This window comes from Streptomyces sp. NPDC001920, from assembly GCF_053594495.1.
Genome location: NZ_JBSFEP010000004.1, coordinates 240,470 through 257,200, shown reverse-complemented (window position 1 = coordinate 257,200; position 16,731 = coordinate 240,470). Strand labels below are relative to the sequence as shown.

Below are 16,731 nucleotides of genomic sequence, written 5' to 3'. Positions count from 1 at the left end.
AGTGAGTCGTTGGGCGTCGCCGACTGGTCACAGGGACCGTAGGGCTCTTGGCCGGTGAGGGTCAGGGTCCCGTGGGCCAACTCTGTCCGGCCAACCGGTGAGTAGTTTTGGTGCAGAAACGATCAGTCCGGCACCAAATGAACGATCAGGAAAGCTTTGTGGACCAAGTGATGAAGGTCCCTTGCCCGGGCGCGCCGGCGAGTGTTGAGGAATCCGGAGACGTCACCAGCGTCTGCGCCTCGGCGTGAGCCGGAGGCGTCCACGCTGCCGCCCCACCGGGGGCGAGCCGGCCTCAGTAGCTGTGCGATCACGGCGTCGCCGCGCAACCCGACTGATGTTCCCCGGTCAGGGAGAACGCCCACCGCGGCGGGCTCGGCGTGGGAATGCCTGATGGCGGCGGTTGCCTGACGTGCCGCGATATGGGCCGCCTCGCGCGTTGGCGGGGCGCCCTGCGGGCATAGCGCCGCAGGACCTCATGTCAGTGGACCTCACGCCTGGGAGAGTTTCCCCTCCGGCAGTGCCTGTTCCGTCCAGACCGTCTTGCCTTCGCGGCTGTAGCGGGTACCCCAGCGGTCGGCCATCTGGGCCACCAGGAACAGGCCGCGCCCGCCTTCGTCGGCGGTGCCGGCGCGGCGCAGGTGCGGTGAGGTGTGGCTGGCGTCGCTGACTTCACAGATCAGAGAGCGTTCGCGGATGAGCCGCAGCGTCATGGGGCCGCCGGCATAGCGGTAGGCGTTGGTGACGAGTTCGCTGGTGATCAACTCAGTGGTGAACACGAGGTGCAGCAGTCCCCATTCGGTCAGCTTGCCGCTGACGAGTGCTCTGGCCCGAGCTGCCGCGTCGGCCTCCCGGGGCAGCCGCCAGGACGCGACGTTGTGTCCCCGCAGCACCCGAGTGCGAGCGATGACCAGCGCGATGTCGTCGGCCGGGCGGGCGGGCACAAGGGTGTCCACGACCGCCTGGCACGTTTCCTGCAGAGGGTCCGCCGGGCGGGTCAGGGCTGCACACAGTCGTGCCAGGGCCTGGTCGGCGTCCATGGTCCGCTCACCGATCAGTCCGTTGGTGTAGAGCGTGATCAGGCTTCCTTCGGCGATTTCGAACTCCAGGGCCTCGAAAGGCAGACCGCCCAGACCCAGCGGCGGGCCGGCGGGCAGGTCGAGCAGGCTCGCCTGCCCGTCCGGGGTGGTCACCACCGGCGGCGGATGGCCGGCGCGGGCCGCGGAGCACCGGCGTGAGACGGGGTCGTAGACGGCGTACAGGCAGGTGGCGCTGAGGACATGCTGAGTCACCGGCCGTTCGTCGGCCGCCTCCCGTTCGGCTGCCAGCAGGTTGACGAGGTCGTCCAAGCGGGAGAGCACTTCGTCCGGTTCCAGGTCCAGGCTGGCCAGGGTGTGGACCGCGGTACGCAGTCGGCCCATGGTGGCGGCGGCGTGCAGACCGCGGCCGACCACGTCGCCTACGACGAGGGCGACCCGCGCTCCGGACAGGGGGATGACATCGAACCAGTCGCCGCCCAGGCCTGGGCCCGCCCCGGCCGGCAGATAGCGGGGCACCGCCTCGATGGCCGACTGCTGCGGCACCGCACTGGGCAGCAGGCTGCTCTGCAAGGCGAACGCGGTCTGCTGTTGCTGAGCGAAGCGACGGGCGTTGTCGATTGACAGGGCCGCGCGCGAGGCGAGTTCCTGCGCCAGGGTGAGATCGTCGGATTCGAACGGATCCGGGCGGCGCGAACGCCACAGGCTCATCACGCCCAGGACCAGGCCCCGTGCCGCCAGTGGCACAACGATCAGGGTGTGTGCGCCGGGTCCCGGAACAGGCCGACCCGCCGGCTTGCGGGACAGCCGGTCGGAGACCAGCACCGGTTCCAGCACGGGGCGGCCGCTGGCCAGACATCTGGCCTGGGGCGTGTCCGGTGGGTACTCGATCGGCTCGCCCCGCGGGTCGCGCGCGTCGGGTTCGTGCGCGCCGACGCTGAATGAACCCAGCCGCACCACGGACCCTGATGAGGCGGGCGTCGGCTCCTCGCCGCGGGTGACCGGCTGCAACAGGTCCACCGTTGAGTGGTCGGCGAGGTGGGGGACGAATACGCCGGCGAGTTCCCGGGCGGTTTGTCCCACGTCCAGGGCCGTGCCGACGCGGGTGCCGGCTTCGGCGAGGAGCGCGAGTCGGTGCTGGGCGCGGTGGCGTTCGGTAATGTCTTCGATCATCTCGGCCACGCCCAGGATCTGGCCGGAGGCATCTTCCATGGGGAAGGACGACACGGATGCGACGCGCTCGCGCGCCGGGTCCCGTTCCAGGCGCACGTGCTGTTCCGAGTGGACCTGCGGTCTCCCCGTCCGGATCACCTGGCGCACCCGGTCCACGGCCTTGCGCGCGTCCTCGGGGATGAGCATTTCGCCGGTGGGCAGGCCCCGGAAGTCTGCGGCCGCAACGCCGGTGAACCGTTCGATCGCACGGTTGACCCGCACAATCCTCATGTCGGGGCTGTGCACGGCCAGGCCGATGGGGCACCGGCGGTACAGCCCGTCGAGGACCGCGCGGTCCCGTTGCCATTCCAGGACGTCAGCTGCAGGCGCTCCGGCGAGAAACCACTCGCGGAGATGGTCACGCGAAAGGGCGGAGACCCTCAGTCCCAAGTCCACCAGATGCCCGCTGCGATGCCGCACGGGAAGCAGCCCGAACCATCCGCCGGATCTCCTGCAGCGCAGCGCGGCATCCCTGACGGGCGGCAGATCGCCCGGATCCACCAGAACCTCGAACGCCGAGCGACCGATCACGTCAGGGCTGGGATAGCCGATCAGGTCCTGGGCCCGCCGACTCCATGCGACCACGGTTCCTTGGTCGTCGAGCACTGCCAGGGCAGCCAGGTGCAAGCCGAGCGGATCGTCATCGCTCTCGCTGAGCTGCGTCACCCGCTTCTCCACTGCCGGACATCACCTCGTCCACGCTTGCCGACCCTGCCCAGGGGCCATGGCCGTCGCCCACCCGGGCTCTGGAAGGAGCAGCGATACCGGTGTGTGTCGACACGCCCGTCGACCACACTCTCTTCGGGCGGGTATGTGATCGGTTTTCCGCCCTCCCCATAGCCTCCCCCTGTCCGAGGGTGCGTGCATGCGGAGACGGCCGTCAGGGGAGAACCTTGCTCCTTCGTCCTTCCGTGCAGCCGTATGGCCACGGCATTCACGGGGCGCGAAGGAGCCGGTGCTCCAGCCCGTTGGCCCGCGCCGCCGGTCAGGGAGGAGCGAGGCCGGTCTCACCTACCGGCGTGGTGCGTCGGTTGCCTGTCCTGCCAGCAGATCCCTCGCGAGCAGAGCCATCTGCTCGGCGTAGTTCCGCCACTCCACCGCCACGCCGGATGAACGTGTCTGCAGTCTTGACCTGCCCGTTTTGGACGGGGTGATAGCCAGCGGTGGAGGGGCTGCTCCCGTCGCACGGCCTCGGTCAACTGGCGGCGGGCGACGGACTGCGCTGCGTCCAGTTGGCGCGTGCCTGTGATGACACAGAGTGTGTAGGTGGCATCCGCGAGTTCGCGGGCGGTCTCGGCGTTGTGGTCGGCGGCCAGGCGGCGCCTGAGCGTCTCGCACTGTGTGACCAGTTCGCGCAGGAGCGGAGGGTGCGCCGTCATCATCGTTGCTTCCCCTTCCGTCCAGCCCGTGCGGGCTACCCCCTTCCCTCGTACGGTCGCAGCCGTCGGTGAGTGCCGCATCCTGACGCCGGTGATCGGCTGCCATGGCAGATGGCCCCTGGTTCCCCTCGGCGACCAAGGGTTTTCTGAGGTCGGCGCCCTCACCGGCCCGTCCGTACACGGCGAAGTATCCACCGTGTCAAAGTCGCAGCATCGAACCCGTTGATCATGTCGGGCACGCTCTCCGGCGGCCGCGGTCGAGAATGCCGGCCGGGAGAACTCCAGATGTGACACCTGCAGTGTCCGGCGCGCTGTACTGGACGGGCTGCGAGTGCGGCCCCGTGAGGCCCGCTTTCCCCCGTGAGCGGGTACTCGTCGCAGGGGCAGGCAGGGGCATTCCCCCCGTCTCCTGCCTGCCCCGCGCGCAGTGCGCCTGGCCCCGCCTCCGGCTCGCCCGCAGTCGAAGCCGGGCTTGGCGTCGGGCCGGCCGAGGCCGGATGTCTGCGCTTCTGTGCGCTGCGGAACGTATCGGGAAAATTCTGTACATGCGGATCATTTCCGGCGTGGAGCATGCAGTGCCCTTGGGGGAAGGCTGGATGTGCACGCGCTTGTGGCGGATCTGACCAGCTCGACGAGCAGCTGGGGCGGGGCGCGATGGGAGCAGCCCGCCCGCGACCACGGCGTCAGCCGCGGCGCGATCCGCACGGCCGGTCGCAGACCTCATGCCCGGCCACACCGCCGCCGAGGAGGACGCCCCGGCCCCGGAGCTGCTGGTCAGCCTCGACATGCCCGGCAAGGTCGCCGACTTCCTCCGCGCCGCCGACCTGGAGCCCGCCGAGCGGGCCGCGCTCGACCAGGGAGTGGTCGTGCGGCGCGGCCAGGGGTACACCCTGCGCGTCACCGCGGTCCCGATCGTGCACCGCCGGCTCCTCGCCCTCTGCCAGCCGCTCGACGGCGGCCAGGGCACCCCGGCGGTCCCGGCTCAGCGCAAGGCCCGCCGCGAGTACGAGAACCGGGTCAGCGCGCTCGCGCCGACCGGCCCATGATCGTTCTGGGACGCCTCGGTGAGCTGGCCCTGCCGGTGCTCGTCACGTCCGGACGCCACGACGTGACGACCCCGGACACGGTCCGCCCCGTCGCCGAGGGGATCCGGGGCGCCGAGTGGGTGGTCTTCGAAGAGAGCGCCCGGACCGCTACCGTCGGGTTCTGGAGGACTTCCTCGGCAGAGTGGAAGCGGTTGATCCAGGACGTTGAGACGCTTCGGGATCGCAGGCGGTCTCGGCGGATCAGTGAGCAGGCGAGCCTGAGGAGCGCGCCGCACGGGCGTTGAGGGAGCGCGTCGAGCCCGCCGCCACCTCGACCTGGAGATGCTGGGCCGCCGCGGACAGCGGTCCGGGCTGTGCAGTCCTCGACGCGTCCCTCGTTGCCTGCTGACCGTTACAAGGCGCCCCGGAGCCAGGGCCCGGTGATCGCGAACGTGATGCCCGGGGTCTGGATGTTCACGAACAGCCAGTTGCCGTTCTTCGGCTCGAACACCGAGCCCGCCCACTCCGAGCCCCGGTGGTCGGCCGCCGCAACGTTCTTGCCCGCCGTCCCACCGCGCAGATCAACGTTGTTGGCGGCGAAGCGGAAGATTTCGCCCTCCACGGTCAGGCCGTGGACGTACTCGGTGCCGCCGCCGTCCTCGCAGAGCACCAGGCCGCCGCGCGGGCTGACGCACATGTTGTCCGGCGCGTTGAGGACCTCCGCGCCGGGCGAGGCGAACAGCACCCGGAACTCGTCCGTGGCCGGGTCGAGTTCGAAGACCTGACCCTGGCGCGCGGGGCCGCCGTCGGTGGTGATGACGTAGATGCGGTCGTTGCCGTACCAGGCACCCTCCAGGCGGCTGAACACCGCGGCACCGTTAGCCTGCGCCTGATGCCGCACCGTGTCCGCCGCCGGGTCGACGTCTTCCACGGGCACCCAGGAGACGGTGCCGTACGCCTTATCGCCGTCGAGCCGGGTGTCGTACGACGCGCTGCCGATGCGCAGGGCCTCCAGCCGGCCGCCCTTGGACAGGTCGCCCGGGACCGCCGGGACGAAGCGGTACAAGGACGCGTCGCCGCGGTCCTCGGTCTCGTAGACGTAGCCGGTCGCCGGGTCGATGGCGATGGCCTCGTGGTTGAAGCGGCCCATGGCCTTGTAGGGCTCGGGGTTGCCCTTGCCCTGGGAGGCCACCTCGAAGATGTAGCCGTGGCGCTGTCCAGCCGTCGTGGAGAAGGTTTCCTCGCAGGTCAGCCAGGTGTTCCACGGGGTGGGACCGCCGGCGCAGTTGCGGATGGTGCCGCCGAGGCTGCCGTAGGACTCCAGCCACTGGCCGGCGTCCGGGTCGAAGACCAGGGTGGTGGTGCCGCCACCGGCCTCGGGGTTGTAGGCGGGGGCGGTGAAGGCGGGGCCGGCGCCGCGCTCGTGGTTGCGGACGAGGTGGACCTTGTCGCCGTAGCGGAAGGCCGCCATGCCGTCGTGCGAACCCGGGGTGCGCACCCCGTCGTCCATGAGGTCGTTCGTCCACCCGTAGGAGATGTACTCGAAGCCGCGCGGCAGGTGGAGCAGTTCCAGGCCGGTCGCCTGGTCTTTCACCGGGCTCAACGGGCCGTATCCGGCATCGAATGCGAGCTTGACCGGGGCCGCCGCCGCCGAGCGCGCGGCGAGGGCCTGGAAGGGGACGGATGCTGCCGCGGCCACCGCTGCTCCGCGCAGGAGGGTGCGTCGTTCGAAACCGGGACCGCTGGTCGGTCTTCCGGCGGGCGTGCCTGTCATGGGAGTCCTCTCGTGCAACGAACGGGAAGAACCGGGGGGCGGCCGCGATCACCCTAGAAGCGATTCCTTCGTCCGATTCCCAACGGAAAATGAGCGTTGGGAGAACCTCTTGCAACCCCACCTCTGGCACCCCCTCGTCACCTACCTTCCGTCGGGGTTCTCTGCGGAGTCGTCCACCTGCACAAGACCTGACGGACTGATCTGCCTCGTCCGTCGAGTGCACGAGCAGAGGGAACAGCCAGGTGATCGAGTTGCCCCGCCCGGACCACAGGCACGCGTCGCGCGGTGCCCACTTTCGGACCCACCCACGGGGGCGACGGGCGCTGCGTGGCATCGTTACAAGCGGGAGAGAGCACTGAGGTCTCTGGCGAGACCGGTGTTGTCGGTGCCGATCTTGCGGTAGACGGAGGAGAGTAGTCGCTTCACACCATGTTCGGTGATGCGCAGTTCCTTCGCGACTACCGCTGCTGGGTGGCCTTGCGCCGTCAATTCGGCAACGCGTCGTTCGTGAGCGGTGAGTGCGTCCCTCTGCGCACGGCGCAGCGGCCGCAGTCCAGCCGCCGAGAGTTCCTTTCTGGCGTGGTCGGCCAGCGACTCGGCGCCACAGTGGACAGCTGCTTCCAGACCCTGGTAGAGGCGGTCCGCGGCCTCTTGCAGGTGTCCGTTCCGGGACAGGGCCGCGCCGTATCCGACCAGGGCACGAGCCAGCTCGTACGTGGCGGGGGAACGTTCCAGGTGGTCGACGGCCTCGGCGTACAGGTCGAGTGCCGCCGACCCGCCGGTCACTCCGGCCTCGGTGTGGAGTGCCTGGCCGATCGCGGACGCCGCACCGAAGTACCGGGCCCGTTCGACGGCCTCCCGGGCCAGGCGGACCGCCCGGTCGGGATCGGTGGAGGCGAGAGTGGAAGCCAGGTGCAGCTGCCAGGGGCACCAGGTCGGGTTCCGCCAGTTCCGTGACTCCAGCCATTCCCCGACGTCCGACAGGATGCGCTCGGCCTCGGATTGCCGCCCCTCGGTCAGGAGCAGTTCGGCATACACCGTGCGGGGATCCGGGTAGACGACGGCATTCGGAACCGCCTCGCCAAAGCGGTAGGAATCGGCGAGCTCACGCGCGTCGGCCGTGCGCCCGCGGGCGACAAGGGTCTGGATGAGGATGCCGATGGCGAACCACTGGGCGGGCACCGCGCCTTCCACTCGGTCGGCGGTGCGCAGGCCCTCCCGTACCAGTGCCTCCGCATCGGTGAGGCAGCCGCGGCGGTAGCGGATGTAGGCCAAGAGGGCCTGTCCGACAGCCAGGTGGGAGCCGCGCCAGCCTTTGGCCTCGCACTCGGCCATCCCTTCGACGAACAGTTCCTCGGCCCGCCGTGGCTGGTCGCAGTACATGAAGACGAGGGCGACGGAAACGGGTACCTCGAAGCCACGGTTCTCATCAGTCCAGCTCAGTCCGCCGCGCAGGGAGTCCTCGGCATGGGAGAGGACGGTCTGCCGCGGCTCGCCGCGCATCATGGCGTCCCAGGCTCGCAGGCCCAGGATGTAGCGCTCCTCCGGACCGCGGCCGGTCAGGCGCTCGGCCAGCCGCGCCAGCCGGCGTGAGCGGGCGGACGAGTCGGGCTCGTCGGCGCGGAGCGCGCTCCAAAGGAAGTGATCGGCCTGCATACGCAGCCGGATGCGTGGGTTGGTCGCGTGCCGTGCCTCGTCGGCGGCCAGGGCTGCCGCCTCGGCCACCTGGTCGGTGTGGGCCAGCGCCTGCATCAGCCGTTGGACCATGGAGGCCCTCAGCTCGGGGTCGACTCCGGGTTCCGACAGAGCTTCCCGGAGATGACGGATCGTGGCACTGGGGTCGATCAGGGAGGTCGAGCAGGCCAGTTCGTGGAGGAGCGCCGCACGGTCCTGCGGGAGGGGCGGCTCCCGCAGCGCCCGGGTCAGCACGCGCCGGGCGGCCTCCGGCGCCCCCGCGTGAAGGTACTCCCGCGCGGCATCCCGCAGCCATTCGACTGCTTCGGGGCTGCCCTCGCAGGGCACCTCCAGCAGATGCCGGGCAGCGGCGGTGGCGCCGAACCCCGCGGCGCGCACAGCGTCTGCCGCGTAATGGTGCAGACCGATTCGCAGGGCCGAGGGAATGGACCGGTAGATCGTCGAGGCGATCAGCGGATGTACGAACTCCAGGTCACCGCCCTGTCCGGGGGCGTCGGTCAGGATTCGCGCGGCGCGCAATGTCCCGATCGCCTCGGCGGCCTCCTCGCTGTCGAGGACGGCGAGGGCAGCCGTGAGGTCCGGCGAGCTGGGGGTACCCAGAACAGCGGCGGCCCACGCGAAGCGGACGGTCGCCGCACCGAGCCCTTGCAGTCGCTCGATCAGTCCGCGGCCCCTGATCGCCGAGGCCACATCCCGCACCACGGGCAACTCGTCGTGTGTGCCCGCTACTTGCCGTTCGCCGAGCCGAATGGCGAGTTCGACGACCTCGAAGGGACTCCCTCCGGTCACCATCCAGCATTCCTGGCAGAACTCATCCTCGGCTCCCTCGCCCACCTTCTCCCTGATGATTCGTGCCACGCCGTACGCCGTGAGTGGTTTCAGGGCGTAGGGGCGGTTCCTGTGATGCTCGATGAGCGCGCGGAAGGTGGTCCCCTCCGACGGCAGTTCGTCCGGCCGGTAGGCGACGACGATCAGCAGGGGGAGGTCTTCGGCTCGTGGGGCGAAGGAAGCGATCCAGTTCAGAGATTCGATGTCGGCCCATTGCATGTCGTCCAGGAGCAGGACGACGGGTGCCTTCATGACCGTGAGGCGGGTCATGACCCAGTCCAGGCCGTCGCGCACCCCGGTCGGGTCCGGTGCCCGAGTGGGGTCTGGCGCCTTGAGTCCGAGTGCGGCGGCGACGATGTCGTACCAACCACCCAGGAAGACACGGTGCTCCGCCTCGTCCATCGCTGCCAGGGCGGGCTGCACCACCTGGCGCACCACGCGGAACGCGGACTCCCGCTCCGTCTCGCCGCCCTCGCCCGACAACACCGTGAACCCGTGTGCCGCGGCCCGTGCACGCGCTTCCGCGATGAGCGCCGTCTTGCCCAGTCCGGCCGGGCCGGTGAAGGCGAGCAGCCCGGTACGCCGCGGTCGCCCCACACCCTCGGTGGTTCTGCCCAGCTCCGTCAACGCTTCGTCGATCGCACGAAACTCGTCTTGGCGCTCCAGCAACAGGCAGTTCTCGGTGGTCGGCAACCGCAGCTCATGCGCCATATGCCTGGCCGCGTCATATCGCCGATCCCGGGAAGACAGCGCCGACCGCTCGAATTGCCCCTGGGGGGACGGCTCCTCCTCGGCCATCCACTCCCTCAACTCCTTCAAGCCTTCAAAAGCACTCTGTGTCGGAGCCTGCGCATCCACTGCACGGTCGAGTTGCTTGAGAAGGTCGTCAGCCCTGACGGACACGCCGGCCCTCGACGGGGGGTTGGTCACGCCTGACCAAGCCCGGCCGTTCCCCATCCCGTTGCCTCCTCTCCTGGATCGTCCCTCCACTCGGACGGGAAGACGACCTCGCCCCCCAGTTCCGCGACCAGCGTGTTCCGCGCGTTGCTCAGATGGACCCGTACGGTGCTCGGAGCGATGTCCAGGTGTGCGGCGATCTCACGGTTGGTCCACTGGCCCTGCCACTTCAGCAGTGCCACCCGTCGCTGAGCACAAGGCATGCTGTCGACGACCTTCCAGCACTTCTGCAAGAGGAGATTGGAGATCGCCGTACGCGGCGTATCCAAGTCGGACACCCTGTCCTGGCCGCTGACGCTCTCTACGTAGCGTCTGGCTGCTCCCCACTGGTCGAAGACCTTGTTCTTCAGCACTCGGTACAGCCACGCCCGTTGACTGCACTCGCTTCGGGTGCGCAAAGTGCCCCACTGCAAGGCAGCGGCCTTGAACGTCTCCTGAACCAGGTCCCGAGCCATATGAAGCTTGCCACCAAGCAGCCGGTCCGCGAATTTGACCATGGCATCGCGGAACTTCATGTACAGGACCGCAATCTCATCCCAGTGATGCGCCGGGATTCGAGGCGTCATGAGTCCCGCTCCGGAAGCGACACTGCCCCACCTCCGACCTGAATCAACATTCCCGGCCCGCCCATGCCACCCTCCTGCGTCACTACGGTGCCGGGCGGCGCCTGCGTGGTGATGGCCAGCAGGGTCTTGCGGCGCGACCTCTCCGAAAGGAATTTCAGCACTCCAACGATGAGCAAGACGCAGTAGGCGGACTGCCATGGCAACACGTGCCGCACGAAGGCTGTCCCCTCAACTGCCCACCCTTGAACCAGGGCTGTGATGGCGTTCATACCTGTTCATCTGTCGCCCCACCGGAAGTGTTTAGCCGACGTCAACAGCCAGGCGGACACGTTACGGCAGGGTTCACCCCGGCCTGCGATCGGATTCGAACACTCGTGTAGGCGTGGACGGTCGGTCCCGGCCATCTGCGGGCAGGCGCGGTGGCTGTTGGTGCTGCGCGTCTACGGGTAACGGCCTCCCATTGCAACGTCCAGAACCAGAGCCGTGTACCGCACCTGCGAGGGTTCGGCGCGCCTGCATCTTGGTCGGGCCGGCCGAATCCTCTGGCGCGGCGCTGCTGCCCTCGCGGGGTGGGGTGTCACCTGATGTAGATGAGGCCGTCGGCGGTGACGGTGGGCGCGCCGGTGGTTGGTTCGGTGCCGGTCGGCGTTGCGGGCGCGTGCGAGCGGCCCCGCGCCCCCGGGCTGCGCACCTTTCTCACAGAACGAGGTGACCATCACGCACGCGGCCGGCCTGGATGACGCCACTCGTGGACGCCTGCTCTTCGGCGGTGACTGCAACTCGGAGCAGTGAGTTCCGGGTTCATCGGAGCAAAGCTCGACGCGGGCAGTGCATCTGCGGTCACGCTCCTGCTGTGGCGGTTCCTGCCGCCGGCCGTCATCCGCCCGCAGGCCGGACGGGCGTCGTGGTCACCGGCGTAGGCCAGGCAGGCTGGGATGCTCTCCAGTCCCTGGCACGCCGGTTCGGGCTTGGTTGCGGCGTGGGCGACTCGGGCACGGGACCGAATCGGCGGACAGATCACGTCGATCAGGCGCTGGGGTGCGCGGCGGTCGCCAGCTGCCGTTGCCGTCGTTGTGACGGCGACCGAGCGCGAGGAGCCTCCTCACGCAGTGGCCGGACTCTGTCGCCGCAGCGAACAAGCCATTCCCTTGACGAGTTCACCGAGTGTTCCGGAGCTGGTGTTCGATCACTGCCGTCGAGCCGCTAGGATCACGGCATGGTTACGGCTTGGTCGCCCTGGCGCATCGTCAGGACCCGCTCCGGTGCGGGTCCGCTGCTGCGTGTGCTGGCCCTGGCCGTGCTGCTGTCCGGCTTCCTCGTGACACACGGCATTCACGTGGAGAGTGTCCAGGGACACCTCTCGACCGGCGCAGCCATCCCCGCCGCACTGCAGGGCGATGGCGTCCGTCATACAGCGGACGAGCCTGCGCCGCAGTTCGCCGCCGCCGCCGACGATCATCATGGCGGCCATGAGACGTCCCACCCCGGCGAGCACTGCGCACCCGGACAGCCTCAGCAGAGTCCCGCCCCGGTGTCGCCATGCTGTGCGGGGTCGGTCCGCGAATCGACCAGTTCCTGCGGTGGCTCGACCGTGCGTGGGCCGGCCGCCGGCAGGCCCATGGACGGTGCGTCTCCCGCCGCGCTGAGAGCGGTCTCCGTGGTGCAGCAGGTCTAGGAGTACGGACTCCTCCAACTGGCCTGCCGGCTGTCACCGGTTCGGCTGGTGGTGCGCGACGAGTGTCTGCTCCCGTGTTCATGATGGGCCGTCACGTTCGTCGAAGCCGTCCTGCCCCCCACCCATGTCTGCGCCTCACTCCGTCCTTGCCGGAGACGGGCAGCAGCGCGGAGGACCTGTGCCGACACCTTTCCGTACGCCTGCGAACGCCCCCTGGGCAACACGCGGTTCACCGTCGTGGCGCCGATTGGTCTCGGCGATCCGCGGGACCTTCGTGATGGCGCTCATTCTGTGCGCCGTCATGCACTGCGTGTCCGAGGAGACGCACGCACCGGTGCCGGGCACGGCCGGATTCTCGGCGACGGCTCCGGGCGAGGAACCTCACGGACCCCACGCTCCCCACGGGGCCGAGGACTGTGTGGCGGACGTGGTCGTGCGTACCGCGGCTCAGTCCGGTGAGGATCCTCCGCTCGGCGCGCCGGCCGTCGTGGTACTCCTCGCCGTGTCCCTGCCGCTGGGACGACCCCTAGTACGGCACGAACGCCGTAGACGTCGCCGCACACGCAACGGCCGTGTGGCAATCGTCGTCACGTCGCGGTGGCGGATCTAGGCCACTCGCTCGCAGCCGACCGATGTCTCGGCTGCCGCGTGCCCATGCCTGAGCGCGGACTCCCGGTCTGCCCCAGGGCCATGACACGCGAGATGAACCCGCACCCGGTATTCATCGAGCGAGAGTGAGCACATAGAGATGCAGTCATTGACCAAGCCCGCGGTCGACCCGGGCCGGTCCGCCCTGTGCGGCCTGGTGGGCAACACCCCACTGCTGCGGATCTCGGAGCCGCTGGCCCCTGCCGGACGTGGCTTCTGGGCGAAGCTTGAGGGGTTCAACCCCGGTGGCATCAAGGACCGTCCGGCGCTGCACATGGTGGAGCGGGCCCGCGCGCGCGGCGACCTGAGGCCCGGCGGACGGATCATCGAGTCCACCAGCGGGACCCTGGGTCTGGGGCTGGCTCTGGCCGGGATGGTGTACGGCCATCCGGTCACCCTGGTCACCGATCCGGGGCTGGAGTTGTCCATGACCCGGTTGCTGACCGCGTACGGAGCACAGGTCAACGTCGTCTCGGAGCCGCATCCGACGGGCGGTTGGCAGCAGGCACGCCGCGACCGCGTGCAGCGGCTGCTGGAGCAGCATCCGGATGCCTGGTGCCCGGACCAGTACAACAACCCGGACAACGTGGCCGCCTACACCCCGCTGGCCCTCGAACTCGGCTCCGAGATGGGCCACATCGACGTGCTGGTGTGCAGTGTCGGCACCGGCGGTCACTCCGCGGGCGTCACCCGGGTGCTGCGGCAGCTCTACCCGGAGCTGACCGTCGTGGGAGTGGACACCACCGGTTCGACGATCTTCGGCCAGCCCGCCCGGCCGCGGCTGATGCGCGGGCTGGGCTCCAGCATCCATCCCCGAAACGTCGCCTACGGGAGCTTCTCGGAAGTGCACTGGGTGGCCCCGGCCGAGGCGGTGTGGACCTGCCGCCGACTGGCCGCCTCCCACTACGCCACCGGAGGCTGGAGCGTGGGCGCGGTCGCGCTGGTGGCCGGCTGGCTGGCCCGCACGATGCCTGCGGACGCACGGATCGTCGCGATCTTCCCCGACGGCCCGCAGCGCTACCTGGGAACGGTCTACGACGACGACTACTGCGCCGCCCACGGCCTGCTGGACTCGCCGCCGGCGCCCGAACCGGAGCTGATCGGCCGCTTGGACGAGAAGGAGGTCACGCGCTGGACCCGGTGCACCACCGTGGTCGATCCCCTCGCTCTGCGAGGCGCGGAGCGCGACGTCGCCGAGGTCGCGCCGGCTGCCGGGTCCGACTCCTTTGAGGAGGGCCGGTGAGGGGGCTGTTCACCCAGGTCCGGTCGTACGAACGCAGTGTCCGGCTGTTGATGGTGAACCAGTTCACCATCAACCTCGGCTTCTACATGCTGATGCCGTACCTGGCCGCCCACCTGTCCGGAACGCTGGGACTCGCCGGGTGGATCGTCGGACTCGTCCTCGGTGTGCGGAACTTCAGTCAGCAGGGCATGTTCCTGGTCGGCGGGACGCTCGCGGACCGGCTCGGCTACAAGCCGATGATCGTCGCCGGGTGTGTGCTGCGTACGCTCGGTTTCGCCACGCTCGGGCTGGTGGACTCACTGCCCGCGCTGCTGGCCGCGTCCGCGGCCACCGGGCTGGCCGGTGCGCTGTTCAATCCGGCGGTACGGGCATACCTCGCGGCCGACGCGGGGGAGCGCAGGGTCGAGGCGTTCGCCCTGTTCAACGTGTTCTACCAGGCCGGCATCCTGTTGGGCCCGCTGGTGGGCATGGTGCTGACCGGGGTCGATTTCCGCGTGACCTGCCTGGTGGCGGCCGGGATCTTCGCGCTGCTGAGCGTCGTACAGATCCGCGCGCTGCCCGCCCGGCGGTCCGAGGACGCCGGGCGGCAGGAGAGCGACGGTGGTCAGGGCGTGCTCGCCCAGTGGCGCGGCATCCTCGCCAACCGGCCGTTCGTGTTGTTCTCCGTCGCCATGATCGGGTCGTACGTCCTGTCCTTCCAGGTCTACCTGGCGCTGCCCCTGGAGGTCCGTCGGCTCGGCGGCGACGGGGAGTTCGGCACGGCTGCGGTGGCGGTGCTGTTCGCCGTGTCCGGGCTGAGCACGATCCTCGGCCAGACTCGGGTGACGGCGTGGTGCAAGGCGCGGTACGAGCCCGGACAGGCGCTCGTGCGGGGGCTGACGGCGATGGGCCTCGCCTTCGTTCCGCTGCTGACGGCCACCGCCGTACCCGTACCGGAGTCCCGGATCGGGCTGTGGCTGCTCGCGGCGGTGCCCCCGACGCTCGCCGCGTTGCTGCTGGCCGTCGGCACGATGATCGCCTACCCGTTCGAGATGGACACCATCGTCCGCCTCAGCGGTGACCGGCTCGTCGCCACCCACTACGGGCTGTACAACACCGTCTGCGGTATCGGTATCACCGTCGGGAACCTGGGCACGGGCGCCGCGCTCGACGCCGCCCGCGCGGCCGGCATGCCCGCGCTGCCGTGGCTCACGCTGTGCGCGCTCGGCCTGGCGTGCGCGGCCGCCCTGTACAGCCTGCACCGAACCGGCCGGCTGGCGGCACCGCCCGCGTCCGAGCCGCTGGCCGCCACCGTCTGACCCACCGGCCCACCGGCCCGGGGGCGGGGCACGGCAGCGTGCCCCGCCCCTGCTGGACCTGCCTGATCCGGGAGCCTTCGATGCCCGCCCCCTTCGTTTCCCTTCCCGAACCGACCCCGTTGCGGCTCCGGCCCTTCCGCGCGGTGCGCTACGACGCGCACCGTGCAGCCGACTTGTCCGAGCTGCTCGCTCCGCCCTAGACCACGCGGACCCAGCACGTGGACGTGGACCACGAACTCATCCAGGCCGCGGCTGACGTCGCTCGCACGCGCTGCAGGGGCGACAACCACACCATGGCAGCCGCGGCCCGCGTGAAGGACGGCCGGATCGTCACCGCGGTGAACGCCTACCACTTCACCTCAGGCCCCTGCGCCGAGCTGGTCCTCATCGGTGCGGCGGCCGCGCAGGGCGCCTATGAGCTGGACACGATCGTCGCCGTCGGCGACCGCGGCCGCGGGGTCGTTCCGCCGTGCGGCCGGTGCCGGCAGGTCCTTCTCGACTACTTCCCCGCCCTCAAGGTCATCGTCGGTGAGGGCGGCCGCATCCGAACCGCCCTCATCATCGACCTGCTGCCCGCAAGCTACGTCTGGGCCGACCACCAGGTGGAGGCCTAGACCACCGCACCGCTCGGCACGGGCTGACACCGCCCAGCTTCTTCCTGCCCCGAATCCGAGGGCGCGCGAGACGGGGCGCCGGGGGTAGCCCGCACGGCCGGCCGCTCAGATCGCTGCGCGAACGGCCCGCTCGAAGTCCTCGACGTGGCTGCGGGCCAGCCGCGCCGCCGTCTCGGGCTCACCCGCGACGATCGCGTCGATCAGCGGTCCGTGCTCCTCGACGTGGCCGGCCATGTCGGACAGGCGGTCGATGAACAGGCACCAGATCCGGGTGGCGAGGTTGTCGTGGCGGACCAGGGTGTCCTCCAGGTACGGATTGTGCGCGGCGGCGTAGATGGCGCGGTGCACCTGGAGGTCCAGATGCATCAGAGCGGTGGAGTCCTGCCGGCGGGAGTCCGTGCTCCCCAGCTCCCTGCGCAGGGCGGTGAGAGCCGCCCGGTCGGCAGCCGTGGCGCGCCGCGCGGCCTGGGCGGCGGCCAGCGGCTCCAGCTCCTGCCGCACCTCGGAGATGTGGGCGAGGTCGGTGATGTTGACCTCGGTGGCGAAGGTGCCGCGCCGGGGGTAGGTGGCGATCAGCCGCTCGTACTGGAGCCGCTTGAGGGCCTCGCGCACCGGTGTGCGTCCCACCCCGAGGGACTGCCCCAGCTGCTCCTCGTTGATCGGCGCGCCCGGACGGATCTCCAGCATGACCAGCCGGTCCCGGATGGCGCGGTAGGCGCGTTCGGCGAGGGTCGGCTCCTCGCTGACGGGCGCGGTCGCCGCCTGCTGCATGAATGCCCCCTT

11 protein-coding genes are annotated in these 16,731 nt (G+C 69.9%); 4 read left to right on the top strand and 7 right to left on the bottom strand.

The annotated features are described in order from the left end of the window. Window positions 1–488 precede the first annotated feature (488 nt). A complete protein-coding gene (locus tag ACWCPI_RS08690) occupies window positions 489–2,912 on the bottom strand; it encodes a SpoIIE family protein phosphatase (protein WP_451037413.1) in 2,424 nt (807 codons plus the stop codon). A 341-nt stretch (window positions 2,913–3,253) separates the two neighbouring features. Then, window positions 3,254–3,625 carry a DUF5133 domain-containing protein gene (locus tag ACWCPI_RS08685; RefSeq protein WP_451037577.1) on the bottom strand — a complete coding sequence of 124 codons (372 nt, stop codon included), beginning with the start codon at window positions 3,623–3,625 and terminating at the stop codon, window positions 3,254–3,256. 722 nt (window positions 3,626–4,347) lie between these two features. On the opposite strand from ACWCPI_RS08685, the gene ACWCPI_RS08680 reads away from it, so the two are divergent. After that, a complete protein-coding gene (locus tag ACWCPI_RS08680; RefSeq protein ID WP_451037412.1) occupies window positions 4,348–4,671 on the top strand; it encodes a resolvase in 324 nt (107 codons plus the stop codon). Window positions 4,672–5,062: 391 nt separating this feature from the next. Here ACWCPI_RS08680 and ACWCPI_RS08675 read toward each other — a convergent pair whose 3' ends face one another. From ACWCPI_RS08675 to ACWCPI_RS08660, 4 genes are all read right to left on the bottom strand, one after another. Continuing rightward, entirely contained in the window at window positions 5,063–6,424 is a 1,362-nt protein-coding gene (locus ACWCPI_RS08675; protein WP_451037411.1) for an alkaline phosphatase PhoX, read from the bottom strand. A 336-nt stretch (window positions 6,425–6,760) separates the two neighbouring features. After that, window positions 6,761–9,658, bottom strand: coding sequence for an ATP-binding protein (locus tag ACWCPI_RS08670; RefSeq protein WP_451037410.1), 2,898 nt, complete (start codon window positions 9,656–9,658; stop codon window positions 6,761–6,763). A 215-nt stretch (window positions 9,659–9,873) separates the two neighbouring features. Next, window positions 9,874–10,470, bottom strand: a complete 597-nt coding sequence (locus ACWCPI_RS08665; protein WP_451037409.1) for an RNA polymerase sigma factor — start codon at window positions 10,468–10,470, stop codon at window positions 9,874–9,876. Then, a complete protein-coding gene (locus tag ACWCPI_RS08660) occupies window positions 10,467–10,739 on the bottom strand; it encodes a hypothetical protein (RefSeq protein WP_451037408.1) in 273 nt (90 codons plus the stop codon). Before ACWCPI_RS08660 ends, ACWCPI_RS08665 begins: the two co-directional genes overlap by 4 nt. 2,154 nt (window positions 10,740–12,893) lie before the next feature. Between ACWCPI_RS08660 and ACWCPI_RS08655 the strand changes: the two genes are divergently transcribed. The 3 genes from ACWCPI_RS08655 (at window position 12,894) to ACWCPI_RS08645 (ending at window position 15,948) form a co-directional block, all read left to right on the top strand. Then, window positions 12,894–14,036, top strand: coding sequence for a PLP-dependent cysteine synthase family protein (locus tag ACWCPI_RS08655; protein ID WP_451037407.1), 1,143 nt, complete (start codon window positions 12,894–12,896; stop codon window positions 14,034–14,036). Beyond that, a complete protein-coding gene (locus ACWCPI_RS08650; protein WP_451037406.1) occupies window positions 14,033–15,334 on the top strand; it encodes an MFS transporter in 1,302 nt (433 codons plus the stop codon). The genes ACWCPI_RS08655 and ACWCPI_RS08650 overlap by 4 nt, the downstream gene beginning before the upstream one ends. Before the next feature lie 218 nt (window positions 15,335–15,552). Continuing rightward, window positions 15,553–15,948: a cytidine deaminase family protein gene (locus ACWCPI_RS08645; protein ID WP_451037405.1), complete on the top strand. Its 396-nt coding sequence runs from the start codon at window positions 15,553–15,555 to the stop codon at window positions 15,946–15,948. Window positions 15,949–16,053: 105 nt separating this feature from the next. Here the strand turns inward: ACWCPI_RS08645 and ACWCPI_RS08640 are convergent, their stop codons facing one another. After that, on the bottom strand, window positions 16,054–16,719 hold the full coding sequence (locus ACWCPI_RS08640) for a GntR family transcriptional regulator (RefSeq protein WP_451037404.1): 666 nt from the start codon (window positions 16,717–16,719) through the stop codon (window positions 16,054–16,056). Window positions 16,720–16,731 lie beyond the last annotated feature (12 nt).